The sequence below is a fragment of the Peribacillus tepidiphilus genome (assembly GCF_009466385.1).
GTDB lineage: Bacteria > Bacillota > Bacilli > Bacillales > DSM-1321 > Bacillus_BN > Bacillus_BN tepidiphilus.
In genome coordinates, this window is record NZ_WIAQ01000007.1 from 112,006 (window position 1) to 133,203 (window position 21,198).

The window sequence follows — 21,198 nt, forward strand, 5'->3', positions numbered from 1 at the left end:
AATTGGTTAAAAAACTATAATAGGGGGAGCCTATGAAATTTGCTGTCACTTCAAAAGGGGATCAAAAGTCGAATACCCTTATGCATAAAATGAGATCATATTTGCTTGATTTTCAACTTCAATATGATGAAGAAAAGCCTGATATCGTAATATCTGTTGGTGGGGATGGCACGTTGTTATATGCTTTCCATCGATATAAGAGCCGACTGGATAAAACGGCTTTTGTCGGTGTGCACACTGGACACCTGGGGTTTTATGCAGATTGGACTCCAGACGAGATTGAGAAGCTTGTCATTGCAATCGCCAAAACTCACTACCAGATTGTTGAATATCCACTTCTTGAGGTGATTGTTCGCTACCAGCACGGAGGTAAGGAAACGAAGTATCTTGCGCTCAATGAATCTACCGTAAAAAGTGTTGAAGGAACATTGGTCATGGATGTGGAGATTAAAGGTCAGAAATTCGAAACGTTTCGGGGAGATGGCTTGTGTGTTTCTACTCCTTCAGGAAGCACGGCCTATAATAAAGCATTGGGGGGAGCCATCATTCATCCATCGATCAGAGCTATTCAAGTTGCCGAGATGGCTTCTATTAACAACCGAGTATTTCGGACAGTGGGCTCTCCGCTTATTTTGCCGGACCATCATACCTTTATGTTAAAACCCGTTAATCAAGTGGATTTTATTGTGACAGTTGACCACTTGCAAATTTTACATAAGGATGTTAAATCCATTCAATTTCGTGTAGCGCAAGAAAAGATCCGGTTCGCCCGCTTTAGACCTTTCCCTTTTTGGAAACGTGTCCGTGATTCCTTTATCGCAGATTAAGGAGATTGATCCATATATATGAATACAAATCATTCTTTTTCCCTCTCCTGGACAGCTGCTCAGGAGGATGAAGGAAAGCTTTTAAGAGAATTTTTACAAGAGAAAAACATATCAAAATCTGCTTTGACGGACATTAAGTATAAAGGCGGGAAAATTGAAGTCAACGGTCGTGAGGTTACTGTAAGGCATATTTTAAAGGCCACTGAAACCATCAAGGTTTTGTTCCCACTGGAAAAACCAAGCGAGGGGTTAATTCCTGAAAGCTTACCGCTCAATATTGTGTTTGAGGATGAATTTTTTATTGTCCTTGAAAAGCCACCGTATATGAACACCATTCCTTCAAGAGAGCATCCAACAGGAAGTGTAGCAAACGGCTTAGCGGGCTACTATGAGGAACGCGGAATCTTTTCAACCATTCATGTGGTCACTAGGCTAGACCGAGATACGTCCGGGTTGATGTTAGTTGCAAAGCATAGACACGTACATCATCTGATGAGCGAGCAGCAAAAACAAGGAACCGTAAAAAGGACGTATGAAGCTTTTGTCCATGGAATCATGAAAGAGCAAGAAGGAAAGATTGAAGCCCCTATTGGAAGAAAAGCAACAAGCATTATTGAGAGAGAAGTACGAGAAGATGGACAATATGCTTGTACATTGTATAACGTTTTGGCTACCGGCCAGGATTTCACTCATGTGGAATTGAAGCTGCTTACTGGTCGGACTCATCAAATTCGTGTGCACATGGCTTATTTGGGTCATCCTTTATTGGGGGATGAGCTGTATGGCGGGAAAAGAGACTTCATTAACAGGCAGGCTCTTCATTGCAAAGAATTGCAATTTTTTCATCCGTTTGAGGAAAAGTGGCTAACGTTCACGTGTGATTTGCCTCAAGATATGAAGAACATTCTACATTTGTGAACAAAAACATCGGCAGATTAAGTTCTGCCGATGTTTTTGATGTAGACAAGGTATATTTTATGTACATGTAAACGGATTAAATAGGTTTGTCAAAGCATATATCGGTCGTCATTTCGAGATATCAGTCGTCAGCGGTAAAATATGTTCGTCATTTCGAGATATCGGTCGTCAGGCAGGATATATCGGTCGTCAGCTAGATATATCGGTCGTCAGGCACAGTATATCGGTCGTCATTTCGAGATATCGGTCGTCAGGCAGGATATATCGGTCGTCAGGACTAATATATCGGTCGTCAGGACCAATATATCGGTCGTCAGCTAGATATATCGGTCGTCAGGACCAATATATCGGTCGTCAGCTCAAATAGATCGGCCGTCATCCCGATTTATCGGTCGTCCGGAACTAATTATCGTCTGTCTACAGATACATCCCAATTTTTTAAAAATAAATGATGTACTTTAGTCAAAGCTCCTGAATTTCTCTTCTACTAGCGGCATGGAGGATGGGACCTGCACTAATTCGAATTCTGGATAACGAAGTGCGGTTAGTTTGCCTCCGAATACACAGCCGGTATCAATATTGTAAGTACGGTTCACTTTCCGGGCTTCACGTACTGGCGTATGTCCATAGATAATCCATGCCTCTCCTTTATAATATTTTGCCCAATCTCGTCTGACAGGAGAGCCGTCTGGATGCTTTTCACCAGTAATGTCTCCATAAAGAACAAAAGTTTTTACCTTTTTATCATTTCTACCAATTAATTCTTCCTTAATTCCTGCATGTGCTACAATCAGCCTACCTTCATCTAATACTTGATACAGCGGTGCATCTTCATATAGTCTCATAAATTTTTGCCTGATGTCCTTTTGTTCTTTCTCCTTGAGCTGCTCATACTCTGCAACAGTCGTTTCCAGTCCGTGCGTAATTTGAACTTTATTCCCAAGAAAAAAACGATATAATTTGTTACAATGGTTCCCTGGGCAATAGTATGCTATTTTTTCTTTTACAACGAGCTGCCATACAATTTCGATCGTTTTTAACGACTCTGGTCCACGGTCTGTTAAATCCCCGACAAAAGCGAGTCTTCGGCCTTTTGGGTGTAGAGGATATCCTTTTTCCCAGCCGTAGCCAAGCTTTTGAGTTAGGCTTTTAAATTCTTCATAGCAGCCATGAATATCGCCAATAATATCAATTTTCATATGCAAACATCCTTATCTTTTATTTCTTATATGTAGAACGTGAGCTTTATTAGTAGTATCTTAACACACCTTAGAAAATATAAAGGAATAATATAGTAGGAGCTGTACAATGTTTTCTTTTCTTTTAAGCAAGAAAAGTAGGTAGCGACAAAATATATGAAATGTTAGTATAATGAGTACGATTGTTGAAAAAAATTGTCGTTTTCAAGAGAGGGGGTACAAACATGAATGAACATGAAGAAAGAGTAAAAGAAAAAATAAATGAAGAGCTCATTCTTCAAGCCTTGAAAGAAGAAAATATTGATCTGTTCAGAGAGGAATTTACAGAACTGCATTCTTACGATCAAGCGAAGGTATTCATGAAGCTTGAAAAGGAAGAACGTTCCAAAGTTTATCAATACCTTTCTCCTGAAGAGATGGCAGGTTTATTTGAAAACCTCGAGGTTGAAGAAGACGAATATGAAGAGCTGCTTTCTGAAATGAATCCCTCTTATGTAGCAGACATGCTTTCTCACATGTACGCAGATGATGCGGTAGACGTATTAAATGAATTAGATAAAGATCAGGTGGTAAGCTATTTAACTATCATGGATGATGAAGCTGCTCAAGAAATTAAAGGGCTGCTTCATTATGAAGAATATACAGCTGGAAGTATCATGACGACCGAGTTTATTGCGATCTCTGCCAATCAAACGGTACGGTCGGCTATGTATATATTGAAAAATGAAGCTCCACAAGCAGAAACGATTTATTATGTGTACGTAATTGATGAGGAAAAGAAGCTGGTGGGGGTTATTTCGCTCCGTGACCTTATTGTGGCAGATGACGACACGATGATCTCAGAAATTATGAATGACCGTGTCGTTTCTGTGTCAGTAAGTGAAGACCAGGAAGAAGTAGCAAGAAAAATGAGAGACTATAACTTCTTGGCATTACCAGTTGTGGATTTTCAAAATCATCTAATCGGTATCATTACAGCCGATGACATTATGGACGTTATGGATGAGGAAGCTTCTGATGACTATTCCAAGCTGGCAGGGCTTTCTGATATGGACCGAATGGATCGGAGCCCATTAGGAGCCGCTAAAAAAAGGCTCCCTTGGCTTGTTATTCTCTTATTCCTTGGTATGTTAACCGCTAGCTTAATTGGCCGATTTGAAGCCACGTTGAATCAAAAAGCAATTCTTGCTGTTTTTATTCCTTTAATTGCAGGGATGGCTGGTAATACAGGAACACAAGCCTTGGCGGTTGCAGTCCGCGGTATTGCAACAGGAGACCTTGAAAAGGAGAGCAAATGGAAGCTGATTGTACGGGAAGCAGGAACAGGTGTCATCACTGGAGCAACCTGTGGGATTTTAGTAACCTTTATTGTGTATTTTTGGCAAGGAGATTTATTCTTAGGCTTTTTAGTAGGCCTTTCCATTTTTTCAACCCTAGTGGTTGCCACACTTGCAGGTTCCTTGGTTCCATTACTTATGCATAAAATGAAAATTGACCCTGCAGTTGCGTCAGGACCATTTATTACAACCATTAATGACATTATTAGTATTTTAATATACTTTGGCATGGCGACTTTGTTTATGGGGTATCTTTCATAAAGGAAGAAGAGAGTGAGAGTTAGAGCTAAGCAGCATTTGAAGAGTAGAGAGTGACTGATTCAGTCATTCTCTTTTTTATTAAAATAGTATGACAGGCTCCACTACTTTTAAGAAGGTCGGTCCTGTTTTTTGTTTGCAAAAAAATAATACAGGAAGGGAAAAGCCTTTTACTTTTCTTTTTATTCGTTATAATATATTCTTAGTACTAGGTACTAATAACTTGTATAAAATAGGAGGCAAAAAAATGACGCTTTCTTTATCTGGAAAAACGTATGTTGTAATGGGAGTCGCTAATAAAAGAAGTATTGCTTGGGGAATTGCGAGAGCACTTCACAGTGTAGGTGCAAAATTAATCTTTACCTATGCAGGGGAACGCTTAGAGAAAAGTGTAAGAGAATTGGCTGAATCTCTAGATGGAGAATCCCTCGTTCTCCCATGTGATGTTACAAGCGACGAAGATATTGAAAAATGCTTTGCAACAATTAAGGAGCAAGCTGGAGTCATCCACGGTATTGCTCATTGTATTGCTTTTGCCAATAAAGAAGAGCTTGATGGTGACTATATGAATACAACAAGAGAGGGTTTTTTGTTGGCTCATAACATCAGTTCATACAGCTTAACGGCTGTTGCGAAAGCTGCTGAAGGTTTAATGACAGAAGGAGGCAGCATTGTTACGTTAACGTACTTAGGTGGAGAAAGAGTAGTCCCTAACTACAATGTAATGGGTGTTGCCAAGGCTTCACTCGAAGCTAGCGTTAAATATTTGGCAAATGATTTAGGAAAGAAAGGAATTCGAGTAAATTCCATTTCTGCAGGTCCAATTCGTACATTGTCTGCAAAAGGGGTTAGCGATTTTAATTCCATCCTTAAGGAAATTGAAGAACGTGCTCCGCTCCGTCGTACTACGACACAAGAAGAGGTAGGGGACACAGCGGTATTTTTATTCAGTGATATGTCAAGAGGGATTACTGGGGAAAATATTCATGTTGACTCTGGTTTTCATATCCTGTAAAAATTGCTGGATAAGGGACAGATTCGTTCTGTGCGCAATCTTGCTATGTGATTGTGACACAGGGGTTCTGTCCCTTTTCTATTTTTAATTAGTTGAGTTCTCCATTTTTCGAAGAAAGAAAAATAACATATATTTTCTGTTTTTGAATATATTTTACAAAAAATACTGTCTAGAGGATCCTTCAGGATTATTCTCTCGACGATTTCATGGAGGGAAATAAATGAGTAGAGAAAAGGATGAAAAAAAGAAAACGCCATTTATGTATATCATTCAGCCATCCATTTCGCCTCCTCAGCAAAATATGCAGTCAGAATACCGTAGTAAGAGAAAGTCCAAAGAAGTGGTAGAAATAGATGATGAAAGCAATGCTCAACGTAAACCTCATGCATCAAATGGAATGGAAGTTACCAATATTAGTCAAACAGAACATGCATATGAAGAAAGCTTTTCAGAAATGGAGGTTGTTGAGGTTAGTACGAGTATTGAGCAAAATGCTGAAAAAGAGTTGGACATGGAGAATTCTGTTGCTAGGGAATTGATTTTAGACGAAGAAACGATTGAAAAAAATAATAAAAAAAAGAAATTCAGTGAAATGTCTAAAGAAGAGTTAATGAACTTTTTAGCCCGGATTCCTCTTGTGGTTCCAAAGCCGATTTGTGAAATGGTTATTAATGGTACTGCTATACAAGGATCGATCGAAAAGAAAAAAGGGGATCTTTACCTTATTAAGACGGGTTTTGGACAAAAACAGGTGGAGTGTAAATTGGAGGATATTGAATCGATTAAAGTATTGAGTTTATAAAGAGGAAAAAGAAAGGAGGCTACTGCTTAGCAGTAGCCTTCTGATTAGAAGTGGGTTTTCACAGGTGATAAGCAAGAAACGGAAGTAAATGCATTTAAATCAACTGTAATACAAACGCCAGTTCGTCTAATTCTTCTAGCCTTATCTAGTTTCTTTAAGAATTTATCAAAGTCCGATTTATCATCATTTTTACCATGCTTGTGAAATTCAGAGAATTCTCTGGAGTCACTTGAATCTGAACTTTCATCTCTAAAAGAATCTTGGGAAAAATCTATAGGCTCTAATAATTCTAATGTTGCACAGCAATTTTTATCTACTTCATTAACACGGAATAAAAAACTACGCTCAACATTATATAAATCATTGCCAAATCTGCTTCTTCTAGCACCTACTCCTTCAAATGGTTTACAATTGCAAGTTAACAGTAATGGGATCGTATCAAAATTATCTCTATTTTCACGACCCGTTAATTCCCTAACTGCTTGGTTACAACTTGAATCACAGTCGCGATCAACTCTATCCTGAGCTTCGGCAACTGCACGTAATGCATCACAAACACATTCTTTTGTAGATCTATCATGTCCACAACCCATTGAAATTCCTCCTATAATATATTTGACTTATGTCACTTACAGAGTATGAAAGTGTACTAGAAAAGGTATGAGATAGATGCCTATTTCAAAAACGATAGACAAGTCAAAATTAATGACAGCATCTCAAACTTTTTATTCATAATATGGAGGTGTAAAGATGTTTGACAATGTTTTTCACTTTTTATTATTGGGATTAGCCAGCTTTCGTCTGACTCGGCTGATTGTTTTTGATAAAATTACGGAATTTTTGCGATCACCATTCTTTGATGAAGTAGAAGAAGAGGAAAACGGAGTCAAAGAAATTTATTTCATTCCCAAAAAAGATGGTTTAAAAGGTTGGATTGGGGAACTGCTAAGTTGTTATTGGTGTATAGGAGTTTGGGTTTCCATCATTCTTGTATTTTCGTATTACTTCATACCGTCCTGGTCTGGGCCTGTCATTACCGTTCTAGCTGTAGCAGGACTCGCTTCCTTCTTTGAAACAGCTGTACAAAATTGGCTTAAATCATAATGAAGAGTAAATGGATAAAAAGAGCATTTCAATAGGCTATTTGTACAGGCAAACTTTGTCCGTTCTCATATCCTAAAGTATGAAGCAGATATTATGGATGGGAGGAGGATTAACATGATGCAAAAGATATATAAAACTTCTGGTGGAACCAATTCAAGTCCAAAAAGTGAAAGCCAATACAAAAATCAAAGCCAACCAATGATGAAAAAGAATGGATGTGGCTGTGGAAAACAGAAAAAATCATACTAACATAATGTGAATGTGCGTGAAATATACTTTGGCTACACCCCAAGAAATGCAGGGCAATCTGCATTTTTCAGACTGTTGACAAACGCTCGCATTCTTCGTCACACACCCTACTCCGGTGCTCATTACCATTTAGGGTAACTCCGCTCCTCGCACGGGTTCGTTCCTCGACTGACAAGCGTTTTCAATCAGTCTGAATGTGCGTGAAATATACTTTGGCTACACCCCAAGAAATGCAGGGCAATCTGCATTTCTTTTTTTTATTCAAGACAAAATATTTCTGTTCCTAAATTATAATTTTCCGGATTCAGTAAAGAATAACAAAAAATCATGTACTTGTCATTAGGAGTGATTGTATGAAGGACAAAAGAGATGGAAAGAAGTACATATATGTTTTTTTTCTTATCTTGTCACTTGGAATTATTTTTATCACAGGGTGTTCAAAAGATGAGAAATCAAAGGAAGCAAAGCTAGCGTTGATAAAAACAACGAATCCACATCCAGCCGTTTTACATGAGACAAAGAAAGAATTTCAGTTCTCTGAGGAGCTTCATAAATATGTGCTATCCTTTCCTGAGATCTACGATGCAGCCATTATAGCTGGAAAGAAAAACATATTGGTGGCATACAAGGTGAAGCATTTACACAGATTTCGCATGAAAAAAATCGAAAAAGAACTGAAAAAAAAGCTAGAGAAAAAATATCCGCATCATACATTTGTTGTTTCAAGCGACTACAAAATATTTATTGAAGCGGTTGAACTGAACGAGAAATTAAAAGATCCTAATTATTCAAGAGAAAAGGCGAAAAAAAGGTTTAAAAAGATTTTAAAGCTTCAAAAAGAACAAACATGAGAGAGAAGGAAAATACATGAACAATAAAAAAGCGAAATTGACTCCACAACAGCAAAGCTACCAACAGCTGCAGGATATTCATGAAGTGAAAAGACCTTTGTTGAAAAATTGTGTAAAAGCTTTTTTAGTAGGAGGCATTATTTGTGTCATTGGACAGGCCATATCTTATATGTATCTTTATTTCTTTAATTTTACTGAGCAGACAGTTGGGAACCCTACCGTTGCTACAATGATTTTTATCTCCATGCTATTAACGGGCTTTGGTATATATGACAGATTAGGGCAATTTGGTGGTGCAGGAAGTGCAGTACCAGTCACAGGATTTGGCAATGCTGTGATTTCGGCTGCAATAGAGCACCGCACTGAAGGGTTTGTTCTTGGAGTAGGCGGCAATATTTTTAAACTAGCTGGCTCAGTCATTATTTTTGGGGTGTTTTCCGCATTCGTAGTAGCTTTAATAAAAACGTTGATCCTGCAGCTTGCAGGCTAACAACATGTTAATAGGCAAGCAATTCATGGCGCTTTACAAATACACTGGTAATCCTTTCAACCGGGGTATCAGGAGGACCGTTCGAGAAAAACGGTAAATTGGCTGAAGAATTTTATATCTTGCATGATGATTTATGGATGGAAAAAGTAACCGTTATTAATGGTCATTTATTAAATCAAATAAAGAAGGTCAAATATAAAAGACTGGTAATTGTGGCAACAGGAGCGTTGTTATTACCACTATCCGATCAGTAAGGTGAAACCATTTCATGTATAGCTCATGCAGTTGCTGGAGAATTTTAACACATCTAGGAATCTTATCGAATAAAAGGAGGATGAAGTATGCTACCCATGTTTTTTTGGTCGTTTGTAATTGGTGGGATTATTTGTGTAATAGGTCAACTTTTGTTTGATGTAGCAAAGCTTACACCTGGACATACCTTAAGCACATTGGTTGTAGTAGGTGCAATTTTGGATGGTCTTGGATGGTATGAGCCACTAATTGATTTTGCTGGTGCTGGGGCAACGATTCCTATTACAAGCTTTGGTAATTCGCTCGTACACGGTGCTATTCACGAGGCAGAGCAGCATGGAATTATTGGGGTACTAACAGGAATGTTTGAAGTCACAAGTTCAGGTATTTCATCAGCTATTGTGTTCGGGTTTTTAGGAGCGCTTCTGTTCAAGCCTAAGGGTTGAAGCAGCTCGATCTTTAGGTAAGAACGGTAAATAAAGAGACTGAAGAAGATTGAAGGAATTTGAAATGGTAGAGTTATGCAAGAAAAGCTCAGTAATTAAAAAAATTTTTTTCTGATTAAAGAAGGAAAAGAGAGGTTAACTTTAGAAAAATGCTGAGAAATCAAGATAAGTTGTTGTTATTAAATGAAAAATAAGCCTTTGTATATGGGGAAGAGCCCATACACCTTTGCCCGAACTTTCATATGTTATAAATGAACTAAGCGGAAGCGAGGTGAATGGAATGTACGGATTCGGTGGATACGGTGGATACGGTGGCTGTTGTTACGGCGGAGGTTACGGCGGAGGTTACGGCTCTACCTTCGTTTTAATCGTTGTATTATTCATCTTGTTAATTATCGTAGGTGCATCTTTCTGCTGATAATAACAGGATCAGAAAACGGAATGGGAAACCATTCCGTTTTAATTTGAAGGAATATATCGGTCGTCAGGATTAAGATATCGATCTTCATCGAATATATTGGTCGTCAGCATCAAAATATCAGTCATCATCTGAATAGGTCGTCACCGAAATTAAAACACCCCCGCTAAAAATATGCAGGGGTGCAATAATATTAGTTACAACATAGAAAAACTTTTACTTTGCATCCAATCAAACAATGCAGCCTTTCACGTGTTGTGAGATCCTTTTTGCAGCAGTCGCAGCATTTCTTACAATCGTCATGCCTCCAGCAGTCATCATGCCTGTGGCAATCGCAATCATCATGCAAATCACATCCATGATGCTTTTTGAAATCCCAGTCATCATGCTGATCACCATCATGATGCCTGTGACAATCGCAATCATCATGCAAATCACATCCATAATGCTTTTTGAAATCCCAGTCATTATGCCGATCACCATCATGATGCTTATGACAATCGCAATCGTCATGTCTATCATCATCATGATGCTTATTGAAGTCCCAACCATTATGCTTCAACCAATTATGATGCTTTTTAAAATGTATCCACCCATCATGACGTTTTTTGAAATCCCAATCATCATTCATCCACCAATCAGGATCTTTTTCAAAATGCCCATCATCATGCATAAAGCAGTCATGATGCTTTTTGTCATGATCATGCTTGCAACAGTCATGGCAGTCATTACGCCTACAGCAATGATCGTGACAATCAAATCCTTTATGGAAGCCCCAGTCATCACGTTTAAATCTCATCCTGTCACAGTCTTTGAAATGGTTCGGCTTTTTCCAAAAATGGTCGAAAAAATTGAAGCCATCATTTCGATCATCACACTTGTGGTGCTCCCTGCATCTAAAGTCATGATCGTCCCTTCTATCGCAACATTTGTTATGATGGCAATGGCAGTCATCTACTCGGCAATCTTTAGAGAAGGTGACTTTTTTTATGTTGGAAAATCTAATGATGGTTCTCTTACTGTCTTTTTTCAACTCAATAAAGTCCTTGCCCACTTTCACAAGAGTTCCTTTGATGGAATCAGAATGTTTATCCTGTTTAAAGGAATTTCTATTTGGAAATGACACTTTGTTTTTCTCCTTTCAATTTAAACTCAACATATATTATGTTGTGATAAATAAAAGGTATGGACGAGTATCCTAGCATTATGGATAAAAAACATAAATATTAATAATAACGAAAAAAAAGTCGAGATATCCATTTTTCATAGACTTACATAAAATTTAAGGAGCACTTGCACTTTTTTTTTCGCCCAACATAAGATAAAAATACAGAGAAGGAGGGCATGAAAATGGATCATCATTTTTTTAAAAACATGGAAAATAAGACCGGTGTGAATATGAAAGATATTTTCGAATTGGCTAATTCTCTACAGGGGGCAAACTTTAAGGATGAACATACGATTCGCAGTGTTATAAAAAGAGTATCTCAAATCGCGAATAAGCCTGTTAGCCAAGAGCTTGAGGATAAAATTATACAATCCGTTATAAACGATGGAAAACAAATTGATTTAAGCACGATTGCAAACATGCTAAATAAGAAATAGCTTTTCACCTGCTTTGTTTCAAAGAACATATGCAATGCAAATCTAGGAAAAAGGGACAGAACACTGAAATTGTCTCATTTCAGTATTCCGTCCCTTTAGTCAAATCTTTAAAAATCGTGATGGATAGGCTTCTCGACCACGCCGCGTTTGAGGTATGGAGATATTTAGCTCTTTAATAGCCCGAGTTGCTGCAACATACATCAACCGTCTTTCTTCTTCTAATGCATCTTTATTTCCATTTCGAAGGTCTTCTAATGCATAATCATGCGGAATGGAACCATCAACTGCACTTAACACATATACATAAGGAAACTCAAGACCCTTTGACCGATGTATGGTCAATAGGGAGATGGCTTCCCGAAAATGCTTGGACAGCTCTTTCACTTCTTTATTCATTGCCCGCATATGGTTGGCGTGCTCCACAAATTCCAAAACGGAACGAAATTTTTTCGCTGCCACCTTCAAGTCCTTCAAATCATCCGAGCCTTTTTCGAGCCTGCTAACTTCGCTTCCCCGTTTTTTTAAGTAATCCGAAAATCCAATATCTTTCTCAATCACTTCAATGGCCACTACTGGTGACATATCCTTCAGCCCTCGAAGAATGGCAGGGAGCTTTTGTAATTTCTTTTCTTGAAAAGAAAAACCCGTCTTCACGTGTCCAAGAGCAGAAATGTAATCGCAATCCTGTAGGATGGTTTGAGCCTTTAACTCCTTAAGGATGCTTCCCTTCAAAAATAATGACGGCAAAATTTCGCCAATCGCCGTGCTATCATGAGGATTCAGGCTCAGTTTTAAAAAAGCAAGAATACTTCTGACATTTTTTCGATCATAGAAGGATTCCGCATCTTTTTCTATGACAAATGGTAGATTGGACTGAGCAAGTCGTTCAAAGATCGCCCGTGACATCGTATGAGTACGATACAGAATGGCAAATTCTGAAGGATTGGCTCCTTGTCTGATTTTTTCTTGAATATCTGTCAAAACCATAATCGCTTCCATCTCTTCATCGTAAGGATAAAAAAGAGCGGGTGCGTCTCCGAAGTTATGCTGGGCTGTCATTCGCTTTGGCTTACGCTTCTCATTTTTCGAAATGATTCGGTTAGCTGTTGCGACGATTTCATGGGACGACCGGTAATTTTCGGTTAAGGTAATGACCTTCGCATGAGGGAAATCCTTATCAAAATTCAAAATGTAAGCTGGATCACTTCCCCGGAACGAATAGATCGCCTGATCGTCATCTCCTACTGCACAAATATTTTGGTGAGATTTTGCTAACAGCTTAATCAACTCGTACTGCACCTTATTGATATCTTGAAACTCGTCTATAAGGAAATATCGGAAACGATTTTGATAGAAATGCAATAGATCCGGAGATTCCTTTAACAGCCTGTAACAGCCTACAAGCATGTCATCGAAATCGTAGCGTCCCGTTTCATTTTTATATTCCTCATACTTTGCATAAAGGGACAGGCATGATTCTTCAAAAGCGTCAGAAGCTCTTAGATCGGAAGGGAAAAGCAAAGAATTCTTCCATAATCCGATTTGGGCAATAGCCTGATCATAAGCAAACTCTTTCTCGTCCAATCCTAAGTCTCTTCCAGCCGCCTTCAAAATCGTTTCTTTTTCCCAATCATATTTTATAAGGGCATCCCGGGTCCATTTGTTACGTTCGTGGAACATCAGGATTCGGTAAAAAATGCTATGGAAGGTACCTGTTACAAGCTGATTGACAATGTCACCGGTCATATCTGGATATGTAAGCAAACGGTCCTTCATTTCCTTGGCTGCTTTAGCTGTGAAGGTTACGAGCATGATTTCTTTAGGTAAGACCTTTTCCTCCTGAATCATATACGCGGTTCTGGCAGTCAGCACTCTCGTTTTCCCGCTCCCGGCACCTGACAAAACGAGCAGAGGACCATGGATGGACGTGACGGCTCTTCTTTGTTCACGATCTAAGGTAATTCCTTCCTGCCGAAGCTTCTCAAGATAAGACGGCAAAAGGTCCTCATTTGGTATGTCTTTTTGTAAAAAGGGTGGGTTGTTCTGAATTCGAGTACTCACTCGAAAGGATGAACTTCCAGGCAATGGCTTTTCAGCCGTGATACTTCTTGAAACAGGTATGCGAAATCCATTTCTTTCCACATACATTTGTTCTTGGGATATAAAGGTGGATGAATTCTCTGAAGTGTCGACATCACAGAATTTTTCAATCGAACCATCATGGAAAAAATAAGGCTCTTCGTGCATTCCCAAATAGAGTCGAACGGGTTTTCCACACTTTAAACAAGTGATTAAATCCCGTTTAGCCGAATCATAAATGATGCTAAACCTGTCCGAAGAAAGCTTAGCTAAGTCTATAGTTTCTTGATTGAACTTTGCTAATTTCATATAGTGAAAACCTCATTTTCCAGCGAAAATCTTCAGATAAAACTGTCAAACAACATGATAACAGAACATATAATAAAAAAACACTATGCAACGAGTGTTTAATATTTATATAAAAAGGTAAGAAAACAATCGTGCCATACGAATCCTATAGTAAGGAACATCGTACAGGGGGTGAAATCATGGGGTATATTGCGCCAGTAACTCGATATGATTATTTGCAGTATGCAAAAAGAACTGAAACGGATGGAGAGAAAAAACCGTTCCAATTTGTACAGGGATTGCGTCCTGTTTTACCGGTTAAGTATCATAGGGTATCGGAAGATCAAGAAGATAAAGACGATGAAGCCCGTGAGGAAGCACACCTTAAGAATCCTAAGCAGAAAACAAAACTTCCGTATATCATTCAAAATAAGTATAAAAAAGCGATGCAGGCTGAACTTGTTCAAAAAACAGCTGCCGAGATTACAGGAAAAGGCAGGCTCTTTAACGAAATAATTTGACAAACTGTTCAGAAAAGGTTTGTAAGTGGTAAAATAGAATTCAATAGAATCTATTATAAAGCTATTGTTAAAAAAAAACCTCCAATGTCTCCAAGAAATGACAGAAAAATGTCACCTCATAATCGGAAAAATCATGGTAGAATAAATTTCATCAGCTACTACAAAAAAATCTTTCTTCCTGGGCATTGTCCCGAGTGTCTGTAGCAACCCTTGTAATAAGCCTTACAAAAAAAGGAAGTTCGAAGCGAAGCATCGAAAAAATAGATGAATGGTGGTAAAGGAAGAATAACATTGTTGAAGAAAGCAGCAAAGTGGATCCTGGTCATTGGGATGATGTTTATTTTATATAATGCGGCAGAAATCTTGTATTATAGTAAGGTCGTAGAGAACGATGTGAAAGCGGATGCAGCGATTGTACTAGGAGCTGCCGCTTGGAACGGAAAGCCGTCGCCAGTACTTGAAGGAAGAATCAATCATGCGATTGAGCTTTATCAAAATAAGACGGTCGATAAGATTATTTTTACTGGTGGAAAGGCGGCAGGCGAAAAGCTGTCAGAATCAGAAGCCTCTAAGCTGTATGCTATGTCAAAAGGGGTAAGCGAAGGAGATATATTTTTAGAGACCCAATCGACCATTACAGAAGAAAATCTCAAGTATGCAAAAGAATTAGCAGAGAAAGAAAACCTTAAAACCTTTGTCATTGTAAGCGATCCACTTCATATGAAAAGAGCAATTGTTATGGCAGAGGACTTAGGCTTGGCTGTTCATTCATCCCCTACGCCTGAATCGGCTTATAAAACCTACAAAACAAAAATTCCTTTCTTTTTAAAGGAATGGATTTATCTGACAGGCTACCAAATTTTATCACCTTTTCATTTGCAGGATTCTTTTGTATATTTCCGGCTTTCTGTTTGAATTTACACGATATTATTCACGCATAAGGGTAGGGAAGCCATCTACCCTTCATATTTTTGAACAAGTAGCGGCTCCTCTTCCAGCCATTCCGCGTATAAAACCTCTTCTACGGTTTTTGCTCCCCTTTGACGAATCTCATTCAAAAGCCAGGATTCGTCTTTTTGTATGCTTGCTAAATTGTCTTTTATCACCATTCCATCCAAGATCAAGGAAACGGGGAGAGTTTGTTGTTTCTTGGAAATCTTTAAATCTTCAAGTGTTACATTGGAATAAGGCTGCTTTTTCATGACAGATATTGTTCCATCCGTTTCTAAAATGGCGTATTCACATTCCCTAATTGAAAACACATCTTTTGAACGAAGCAAGTGCTGAAGTTGGTTAATGTCTAAATGATTTTTTTTCAACTGTTTATAGTTGATTTTTCCTTTGTGAATGACAATTGATGGCTCTCTTCTGACGACCGATATATTGCTTCTGACGACCGATATATTGGTCCTGACGACCGATATATTGGTCCTGACGACCGATATATTGTTCCTGACGACCGATATCTTGCTTCTGACGACCGATATATTGTTCCTGACGACCGATATATTGTTCCTGACGACCGATATCTTGCTCCTGATGACCGATATCTTGCTCCTGACGACCGAAATATTGGTCCTAACGACCGATATATTGTTCCTGACGACCGATATATTGCTCCTAACGACCGATATCCTGCTCGAGACAACCGAATTTTTGATCCTAGAACCGATCTATTTACCCAAACCGACTGATACATTTATTTAAACTGACCGATTCTATTTACCAAATCGACTGATACATTTATTTAAACTGACCGATCTATTTACCAAACCGACTGATCTATTTACCAATCTGACTGATAAATTAAACAAACCGACCGATTGATGAAGTCCCGATCTCTAACTTCTAATTATTGATATTACCCCATGACAATCGTTATCCAGTCTGAATGTGAATTAATCGTGTTGATTGGATTTATATCGTTTTCATCATGGTTTTGTGGGGAATGCCGGCATCGAGGAATTCCTCAGAGACCACTTCATATCCGAGTCTTTCGTAAAAAGGAATGGCATGTGTTTGGGCATTCAGCTTTAGTTTTTTCAAGTCTTGCTTCGCAGCATACTCTTCAATGGCATCCATAATTATTTTGCCAGCCCCTTTTTTCCGGTGGGAAGACAATACGCAAATGCGTTCAACCTTTCCCATTCCATCTACCAACCGAAAACGCCCGGCACCGACAGGCTGTTCATCATCATATAAAACAAAATGCACCGCTTCATCTTCGAATGAGTCGATTTCTTCTTCAACGGGAACCTTTTGCTCATCAACAAATACAGTTTTTCTTACTGAAAAAGCATCTTGAAGCTCTTTCTCATTGCTAACGATCTTGACATTCACGATTTGTTATTCCTTTCCAAGACGAAATGTTTCAAATACGGTCCATGCACCATTTTCTAATTGATATAGCAAATGGAATCGATCGATGACCTCTTCATGTTTGATATCAAGCATTCTTAATTGACCATACACATCAGAATGCTCGTCATTTGAAAGCTTTTGAGCAATTGTAATATGAGGAACGAACGAATATTCAGGCTTTTCACCGAAGAAATCGTCATGCAAGCTATTATACAAGCCTTGAAGCGTATCGTTAAGCTCAACTTTCAGATAAATGACATTGTTCACGGGCTGGAATGAGCTAACCTTTAGTATTTTCATAGTGAACGGATCAAATTTTTTGGCGATGTCCTCTATTTTTCTAGCAATATCTTTAATTTGCTCGTCGTTTGCCTCAAACGGTCCTTTCAATGTCAAATGAGGTGGAATAAGAGAGTAATGCGGATCATAACGTTTTCTATATGAATTGGCAAGGTCCTGAAGCTTTTTTGATGGAAAAATAGCCACTCCGTATTTCATACAAATACCTCCTAAAGATCTGTGTGATCCGTTTATTTTTACTGTTGAAACGAATCATTCTTTCTCATTCTGTCTTTCGTTTATTATTATAACAAAATTTTCGGACAATAAGAAAACGAAATCGGTTAATCCTTTTACTATGTATACAACATACCAGATCCATTGCCCTAACGAAAGTTTTGTTTAAGAGCACGAGGTAGATCCTTTTGCCAGTACTTCCATGTATGCTCGCCTTCAAATTCCTCATAAAAACATGCGAATCCTTTTTTCTTAAATAATTCCTGTAGTCTACGGTTCGGCTCAATAAAATTCTTTTTCTTACCGTCCGTTGTAGGCACTTCAATCTCATTGGTACCGACAACATGATAGAGCTGTAAGAGATGTGGAGTGGTGAAATTCTCAACTAATTCAAGTACGGTTTCATTTACATAAGGTGATTGTAAAATGATTTTCCCGAAAGTATGCGGATACTTCAAGGCTGCTAAGAGTGATACGGTTGCCCCTAGGGAATCACCCATTAACGCTCTTCCCATTCCGATTTGATAGGTTGGAAACTCTTTATCTAGAAACGGTACAAGCTCATGTGCCAGAAAACGAAGGTAGGATTCATGCTTTTCGCCCTGCGGATGATATTTGCTTCTTCGATCCTTCACATCCTTATAGGGAATACCTACAATGATTACATTCTCGATTTCTCGATTGTGCAGAAGCTCATCTGCAGCCCTGCCAATCCGTCCGAATTGAAAATAGTCTTTTCCATCCTGGGCAAGGATCAATGAATATTTGTAGAGGGGAGAGAAGACTGCTGGCAAATATACTAAAAGAGTCAATTCTTCTCCTAAAGCCTTGCTGTAAAAGGTTACTTCTTTGATAGACCCCTTTGGAACACTCATGAAATACCTCCTAATATGGTTTGTAAGGGTTTTCTTAACTAGTATTGTAACATAGACATAGGGAAAATATCTTTTTAAAGCTTTCGGATCACCTATACAAAATCTAGCAAGCCAGATGAAAAGACATGATATAATGGGTTCAATAGCAAACTATATTACAGCTGAAGGAGAGGCGGGATAAAATGAATGCAAAACGAGTACATTCAAGAGATGTAACAAAAGCGGCAAAGGATGCCTTAATCGAACGTGGCGTAAGCATTGAAGCAATCGCTGAAATCGTATATGAAATGCAAATTCCCTATAATAAAAATTTAACGCTGAAGGATTGTATTGAAAGTGTAGAAAAGGTTTTAGAGAAAAGAGAAATCCAACATGCCTTATTGGTCGGAATCGAATTGGACAAGCTGGCTGAGCAAAAGAAATTGTCTGAGCCATTGCAAAGTATTATTGAAAGTGACGAAGGCTTGTTCGGTGTCGATGAAACAATCGCCTTTGGAGCTGTACTAGGCTACGGAAGTATCGCTGTAACAACCTTCGGCCATCTTGATAAAAATAAAATCGGGATTATTCGAGAATTAGATACGAAAAAGGGTAACGGAGTCCATACTTTTCTAGATGATATGGTGGGAAGCATTGCAGCAAGTGCTGCCTCAAGACTTGCCCATCGATTAAGAGACGAAGAAGAAGCCCTTATGGATCAACGAGAAAAAGAGAAAGTTAATTGATAGATTGAATGTATTAGAGCCTTCATTTTGAAAGGCTCTTTTTTTCTTTGATTAATAGAGAGGGGGCAATCAGTTAATGAGGTGCGGGGACAATCATAAACTCGACAGATTGAATAATGTTGGAATGGGTTGAATTATTTCGAGAACGGGTTGAATTAAATCGAGAACGGGTTGAATTAATTCGAGAATGGGTTGAATTAATCCGAGAATGGGTTGAATTAAATCGAGAACGGGTTGAATTATTTTGAGAACGGGTTGAATTAAATCGAGAATGGGTTGAATTAATCCGAGACCGGGTTGAATTATTTCGAGAACGGGTTGAATTAAATCGAGAACGGGTTGAATTATTTAGAGAACGGGTTGAATTAATCCGAGACCGGGTTGAATTATTTTGAGAATGGGTTGAATTATTTTGAGAACGGGTTGAATTATTTCGAGAACGGGTTGAATTATTTTGAGAATGGGTTGAATTAAATCGAGACCGGGTTGAATTAATTCGAGAACGGGTTGAATTAAATCGAGAACGGGTTGAATTATTTCGAGAACGGGTTGAATTATTTTGAGAATGGGTTGAATTATTTTGAGAACGGGTTGAATTATTTCGAGAACGAGTTGAATGATTTAGGTGGCAATTCGAATGATTCATTCAGCACTTTGAAAGAAATGCAGATTGAAATATACTCAATCGGCCTTTTTTATTTCCCAAATTCCAGACGGTTTTAGGTTGTACATCAAGTAAAACTTTGTGTAAGGGTTGACGTCTATTTGAGCTACTAAATGAAATCCCTCTTTTGTTTAACTTTCTAGGTTTTAACAAGCAGCCTTTTGGCATGCCTAAAAAAGTTTGAGTTATCACATCTACAATGATGTGTGTTGTCGGGTGGTTGTGAATCTTTTTGTAAGCATTCAGCATGTAAACTCGCTATAAATGAATGAATATTTATTAATTATAGATTTTTTAGAATGATTATTATTCCGAGAAAAAATTAGCATATTCTAAATATTTTGTGTTAAAATAATAATCGTAACTTTTAAAATATACAAAGGGGGAATATGAATGAAACGTAAAAACTTTATACTATCACTAGTATTCATGCTGACGCTTTCACTTGTTTTAGCTGCATGTGGAGGCAAAGATGATGCTGGGGAGAGCAAGGATTCAGGGGATAAAGGCGGAAAAAAACAGTTTCTTAACCTCGTTACAGGTGGAACTGGCGGTACATATTATCCACTTGGCGGGTCGTTTGCTAATATCATCACAGAAAATACAAATGCTGAAGCAACTGCTCAATCTTCCGGAGCATCTGCAGAAAACATGGAATCTATTAAAACAGGTGATGCAGATATCGCGTTCACTCAAACCGATATCGCTTCTTACGCTACAGAAGGTAAATTAATGTTCGAAGGAAAGAAAGTAACAAACGTAAAAGCGCTTGCTTCTTTATATCCTGAGACAGTTCAAATCGTTACAACTGCTAAATCTGGAATTAAATCTGTTGAAGATCTTAAAGGAAAGTCCGTATCAGTTGGGGCTCCTGGATCTGGAACGTATGCAAATGCTGAGCAAATCCTTGAAATTCACGGAATGACCATGAAGGATATCAAGGCTCAAAATCTTTCTTTTGACGAGTCTACAGGCGGAATCCAAGACGGCACAATTGATGCAGCTTTCATTACAGCTGGTACTCCAACAGGTGCTGTAGAAGGTCTTGCTGCAACGACTGACGTTGTCATCGTTCCAATTGCTGAAGATAAAATTGATGCGTTAATTGAGAAATATCCTTACTACGCTAAAGACGAGGTTCCTGCAGGCACATACAAAATTAAAGAACCTGTAAAAACAGTTGCGGTTCAAGCGATGCTTGTAGTTCGTGACGATCTTGAAGAGGATCTTGTTTATGACATTACAAAGGCTATCTTCGAAAATCTTGATAAAGTAACTCACGCAAAAGGTAAGATCATCAAAGTTGAAAATGCACTGAACGGTGTGGGAATTGACGTACACCCAGGTGCTCAAAAGTACTTTGATGAAAAGGGCGTAAAAAAATAAGCGCTAAAATCG

The 21,198-nt window shown here is 38.4% G+C and carries 27 protein-coding genes; 19 read left to right on the forward strand and 8 right to left on the reverse strand.

The window, feature by feature from the left end; all coding sequences use genetic code 11:
* The first annotated feature begins 32 nt into the window (after nt 1–32).
* From GD441_RS06585 to GD441_RS06595, 3 genes are all read left to right on the forward strand, one after another.
* Nucleotides 33–827, forward strand: a complete 795-nt coding sequence (locus GD441_RS06585; RefSeq protein ID WP_153124959.1) for an NAD kinase — start codon at nt 33–35, stop codon at nt 825–827.
* Nucleotides 828–845: 18 nt separating this feature from the next.
* Nucleotides 846–1,745: an RluA family pseudouridine synthase gene (locus tag GD441_RS06590; RefSeq protein WP_153124961.1), complete on the forward strand. Its 900-nt coding sequence runs from the start codon at nt 846–848 to the stop codon at nt 1,743–1,745.
* 141 nt (nt 1,746–1,886) lie between these two features.
* On the forward strand, nt 1,887–2,066 hold the full coding sequence (locus GD441_RS06595; RefSeq protein WP_153124963.1) for a hypothetical protein: 180 nt from the start codon (nt 1,887–1,889) through the stop codon (nt 2,064–2,066).
* A 137-nt stretch (nt 2,067–2,203) separates the two neighbouring features.
* On the opposite strand, the gene prpE is transcribed toward GD441_RS06595, so the two are convergent.
* Complete coding sequence (gene prpE, locus GD441_RS06600) at nt 2,204–2,944, reverse strand: bis(5'-nucleosyl)-tetraphosphatase PrpE (RefSeq protein ID WP_153124965.1); 741 nt, start codon at nt 2,942–2,944, stop codon at nt 2,204–2,206.
* Between the two features lie 224 nt (nt 2,945–3,168).
* Here prpE and mgtE point away from each other — a divergent pair, with 224 nt between their 5' ends.
* From mgtE to GD441_RS06615, 3 genes are all read left to right on the forward strand, one after another.
* Nucleotides 3,169–4,542, forward strand: a complete 1,374-nt coding sequence (gene mgtE / locus GD441_RS06605; protein ID WP_153124967.1) for a magnesium transporter — start codon at nt 3,169–3,171, stop codon at nt 4,540–4,542.
* 244 nt (nt 4,543–4,786) lie between these two features.
* Nucleotides 4,787–5,554, forward strand: a complete 768-nt coding sequence (fabI, locus tag GD441_RS06610) for an enoyl-ACP reductase FabI (protein ID WP_153124969.1) — start codon at nt 4,787–4,789, stop codon at nt 5,552–5,554.
* Between the two features lie 220 nt (nt 5,555–5,774).
* Complete coding sequence (locus GD441_RS06615; protein WP_153124971.1) at nt 5,775–6,356, forward strand: CotO family spore coat protein; 582 nt, start codon at nt 5,775–5,777, stop codon at nt 6,354–6,356.
* 44 nt (nt 6,357–6,400) lie between these two features.
* Here GD441_RS06615 and GD441_RS06620 read toward each other — a convergent pair whose 3' ends face one another.
* Nucleotides 6,401–6,949, reverse strand: a complete 549-nt coding sequence (locus tag GD441_RS06620; RefSeq protein ID WP_153124973.1) for a CotY/CotZ family spore coat protein — start codon at nt 6,947–6,949, stop codon at nt 6,401–6,403.
* A 157-nt stretch (nt 6,950–7,106) separates the two neighbouring features.
* Between GD441_RS06620 and GD441_RS06625 the strand changes: the two genes are divergently transcribed.
* The 9 genes from GD441_RS06625 to spoVIF all read left to right on the forward strand — a co-directional run bounded on the left by GD441_RS06625 (nt 7,107) and on the right by spoVIF (nt 11,771).
* Complete coding sequence (locus GD441_RS06625) at nt 7,107–7,460, forward strand: DUF1360 domain-containing protein (RefSeq protein WP_153124974.1); 354 nt, start codon at nt 7,107–7,109, stop codon at nt 7,458–7,460.
* Nucleotides 7,461–7,574: 114 nt separating this feature from the next.
* Nucleotides 7,575–7,709, forward strand: coding sequence for a hypothetical protein (locus GD441_RS17425; RefSeq protein ID WP_263862428.1), 135 nt, complete (start codon nt 7,575–7,577; stop codon nt 7,707–7,709).
* A 353-nt stretch (nt 7,710–8,062) separates the two neighbouring features.
* Complete coding sequence (locus tag GD441_RS06630) at nt 8,063–8,560, forward strand: sporulation protein (RefSeq protein ID WP_153124977.1); 498 nt, start codon at nt 8,063–8,065, stop codon at nt 8,558–8,560.
* A 16-nt stretch (nt 8,561–8,576) separates the two neighbouring features.
* A complete protein-coding gene (gene spoVAC / locus GD441_RS06635) occupies nt 8,577–9,050 on the forward strand; it encodes a stage V sporulation protein AC (protein WP_153124979.1) in 474 nt (157 codons plus the stop codon).
* A 98-nt stretch (nt 9,051–9,148) separates the two neighbouring features.
* Nucleotides 9,149–9,304 carry a hypothetical protein gene (locus tag GD441_RS17135; RefSeq protein WP_420849660.1) on the forward strand — a complete coding sequence of 52 codons (156 nt, stop codon included), beginning with the start codon at nt 9,149–9,151 and terminating at the stop codon, nt 9,302–9,304.
* A gap of 87 nt (nt 9,305–9,391) precedes the next feature.
* Nucleotides 9,392–9,748 (forward strand): stage V sporulation protein AE, encoded by a 357-nt coding sequence (gene spoVAE / locus GD441_RS06645; protein WP_153124981.1) that lies wholly within the window; start codon nt 9,392–9,394, stop codon nt 9,746–9,748.
* A gap of 280 nt (nt 9,749–10,028) precedes the next feature.
* Complete coding sequence (locus GD441_RS06650) at nt 10,029–10,166, forward strand: YjcZ family sporulation protein (protein WP_191992116.1); 138 nt, start codon at nt 10,029–10,031, stop codon at nt 10,164–10,166.
* Between the two features lie 325 nt (nt 10,167–10,491).
* Nucleotides 10,492–11,289 carry a hypothetical protein gene (locus GD441_RS06655; protein WP_153124983.1) on the forward strand — a complete coding sequence of 266 codons (798 nt, stop codon included), beginning with the start codon at nt 10,492–10,494 and terminating at the stop codon, nt 11,287–11,289.
* A 227-nt stretch (nt 11,290–11,516) separates the two neighbouring features.
* Nucleotides 11,517–11,771, forward strand: a complete 255-nt coding sequence (spoVIF, locus tag GD441_RS06660) for a sporulation-specific transcription regulator SpoVIF (protein ID WP_153124985.1) — start codon at nt 11,517–11,519, stop codon at nt 11,769–11,771.
* Nucleotides 11,772–11,870: 99 nt separating this feature from the next.
* Here the strand turns inward: spoVIF and GD441_RS06665 are convergent, their stop codons facing one another.
* A complete protein-coding gene (locus GD441_RS06665) occupies nt 11,871–14,159 on the reverse strand; it encodes an ATP-dependent helicase (RefSeq protein WP_153124987.1) in 2,289 nt (762 codons plus the stop codon).
* Nucleotides 14,160–14,338: 179 nt separating this feature from the next.
* Between GD441_RS06665 and GD441_RS06670 the strand changes: the two genes are divergently transcribed.
* Nucleotides 14,339–14,659, forward strand: a complete 321-nt coding sequence (locus GD441_RS06670) for a hypothetical protein (protein WP_153124989.1) — start codon at nt 14,339–14,341, stop codon at nt 14,657–14,659.
* A 291-nt stretch (nt 14,660–14,950) separates the two neighbouring features.
* Entirely contained in the window at nt 14,951–15,574 is a 624-nt protein-coding gene (locus tag GD441_RS06675) for a YdcF family protein (RefSeq protein ID WP_420849661.1), read from the forward strand.
* Between the two features lie 41 nt (nt 15,575–15,615).
* Here GD441_RS06675 and GD441_RS17140 read toward each other — a convergent pair whose 3' ends face one another.
* From GD441_RS17140 to GD441_RS06695, 5 genes are all read right to left on the reverse strand, one after another.
* Nucleotides 15,616–15,978 carry a DUF421 domain-containing protein gene (locus GD441_RS17140; protein ID WP_263862429.1) on the reverse strand — a complete coding sequence of 121 codons (363 nt, stop codon included), beginning with the start codon at nt 15,976–15,978 and terminating at the stop codon, nt 15,616–15,618.
* Nucleotides 15,975–16,307, reverse strand: coding sequence for a hypothetical protein (locus tag GD441_RS17145; RefSeq protein ID WP_225434155.1), 333 nt, complete (start codon nt 16,305–16,307; stop codon nt 15,975–15,977). Before GD441_RS17145 ends, GD441_RS17140 begins: the two co-directional genes overlap by 4 nt.
* Nucleotides 16,308–16,576: 269 nt before the next feature.
* The gene (locus GD441_RS06685; protein WP_153124995.1) at nt 16,577–16,999 is read right to left on the reverse strand and encodes a GNAT family N-acetyltransferase; all 423 of its coding nucleotides are present in this window, start codon (nt 16,997–16,999) and stop codon (nt 16,577–16,579) included.
* Nucleotides 17,000–17,005: 6 nt separating this feature from the next.
* A complete protein-coding gene (locus GD441_RS06690; protein WP_153124997.1) occupies nt 17,006–17,518 on the reverse strand; it encodes a YjcG family protein in 513 nt (170 codons plus the stop codon).
* 167 nt (nt 17,519–17,685) lie between these two features.
* Nucleotides 17,686–18,411: an alpha/beta hydrolase gene (locus tag GD441_RS06695; protein WP_153124999.1), complete on the reverse strand. Its 726-nt coding sequence runs from the start codon at nt 18,409–18,411 to the stop codon at nt 17,686–17,688.
* Between the two features lie 182 nt (nt 18,412–18,593).
* On the opposite strand from GD441_RS06695, the gene GD441_RS06700 reads away from it, so the two are divergent.
* Together GD441_RS06700 and GD441_RS06705 are read left to right on the forward strand one after the other, a co-directional pair.
* Complete coding sequence (locus GD441_RS06700; protein WP_153125001.1) at nt 18,594–19,136, forward strand: phosphatidylglycerophosphatase A family protein; 543 nt, start codon at nt 18,594–18,596, stop codon at nt 19,134–19,136.
* A gap of 1,057 nt (nt 19,137–20,193) precedes the next feature.
* Complete coding sequence (locus GD441_RS06705; protein WP_153125003.1) at nt 20,194–21,186, forward strand: TAXI family TRAP transporter solute-binding subunit; 993 nt, start codon at nt 20,194–20,196, stop codon at nt 21,184–21,186.
* The last annotated feature ends 12 nt before the right edge of the window (nt 21,187–21,198 follow it).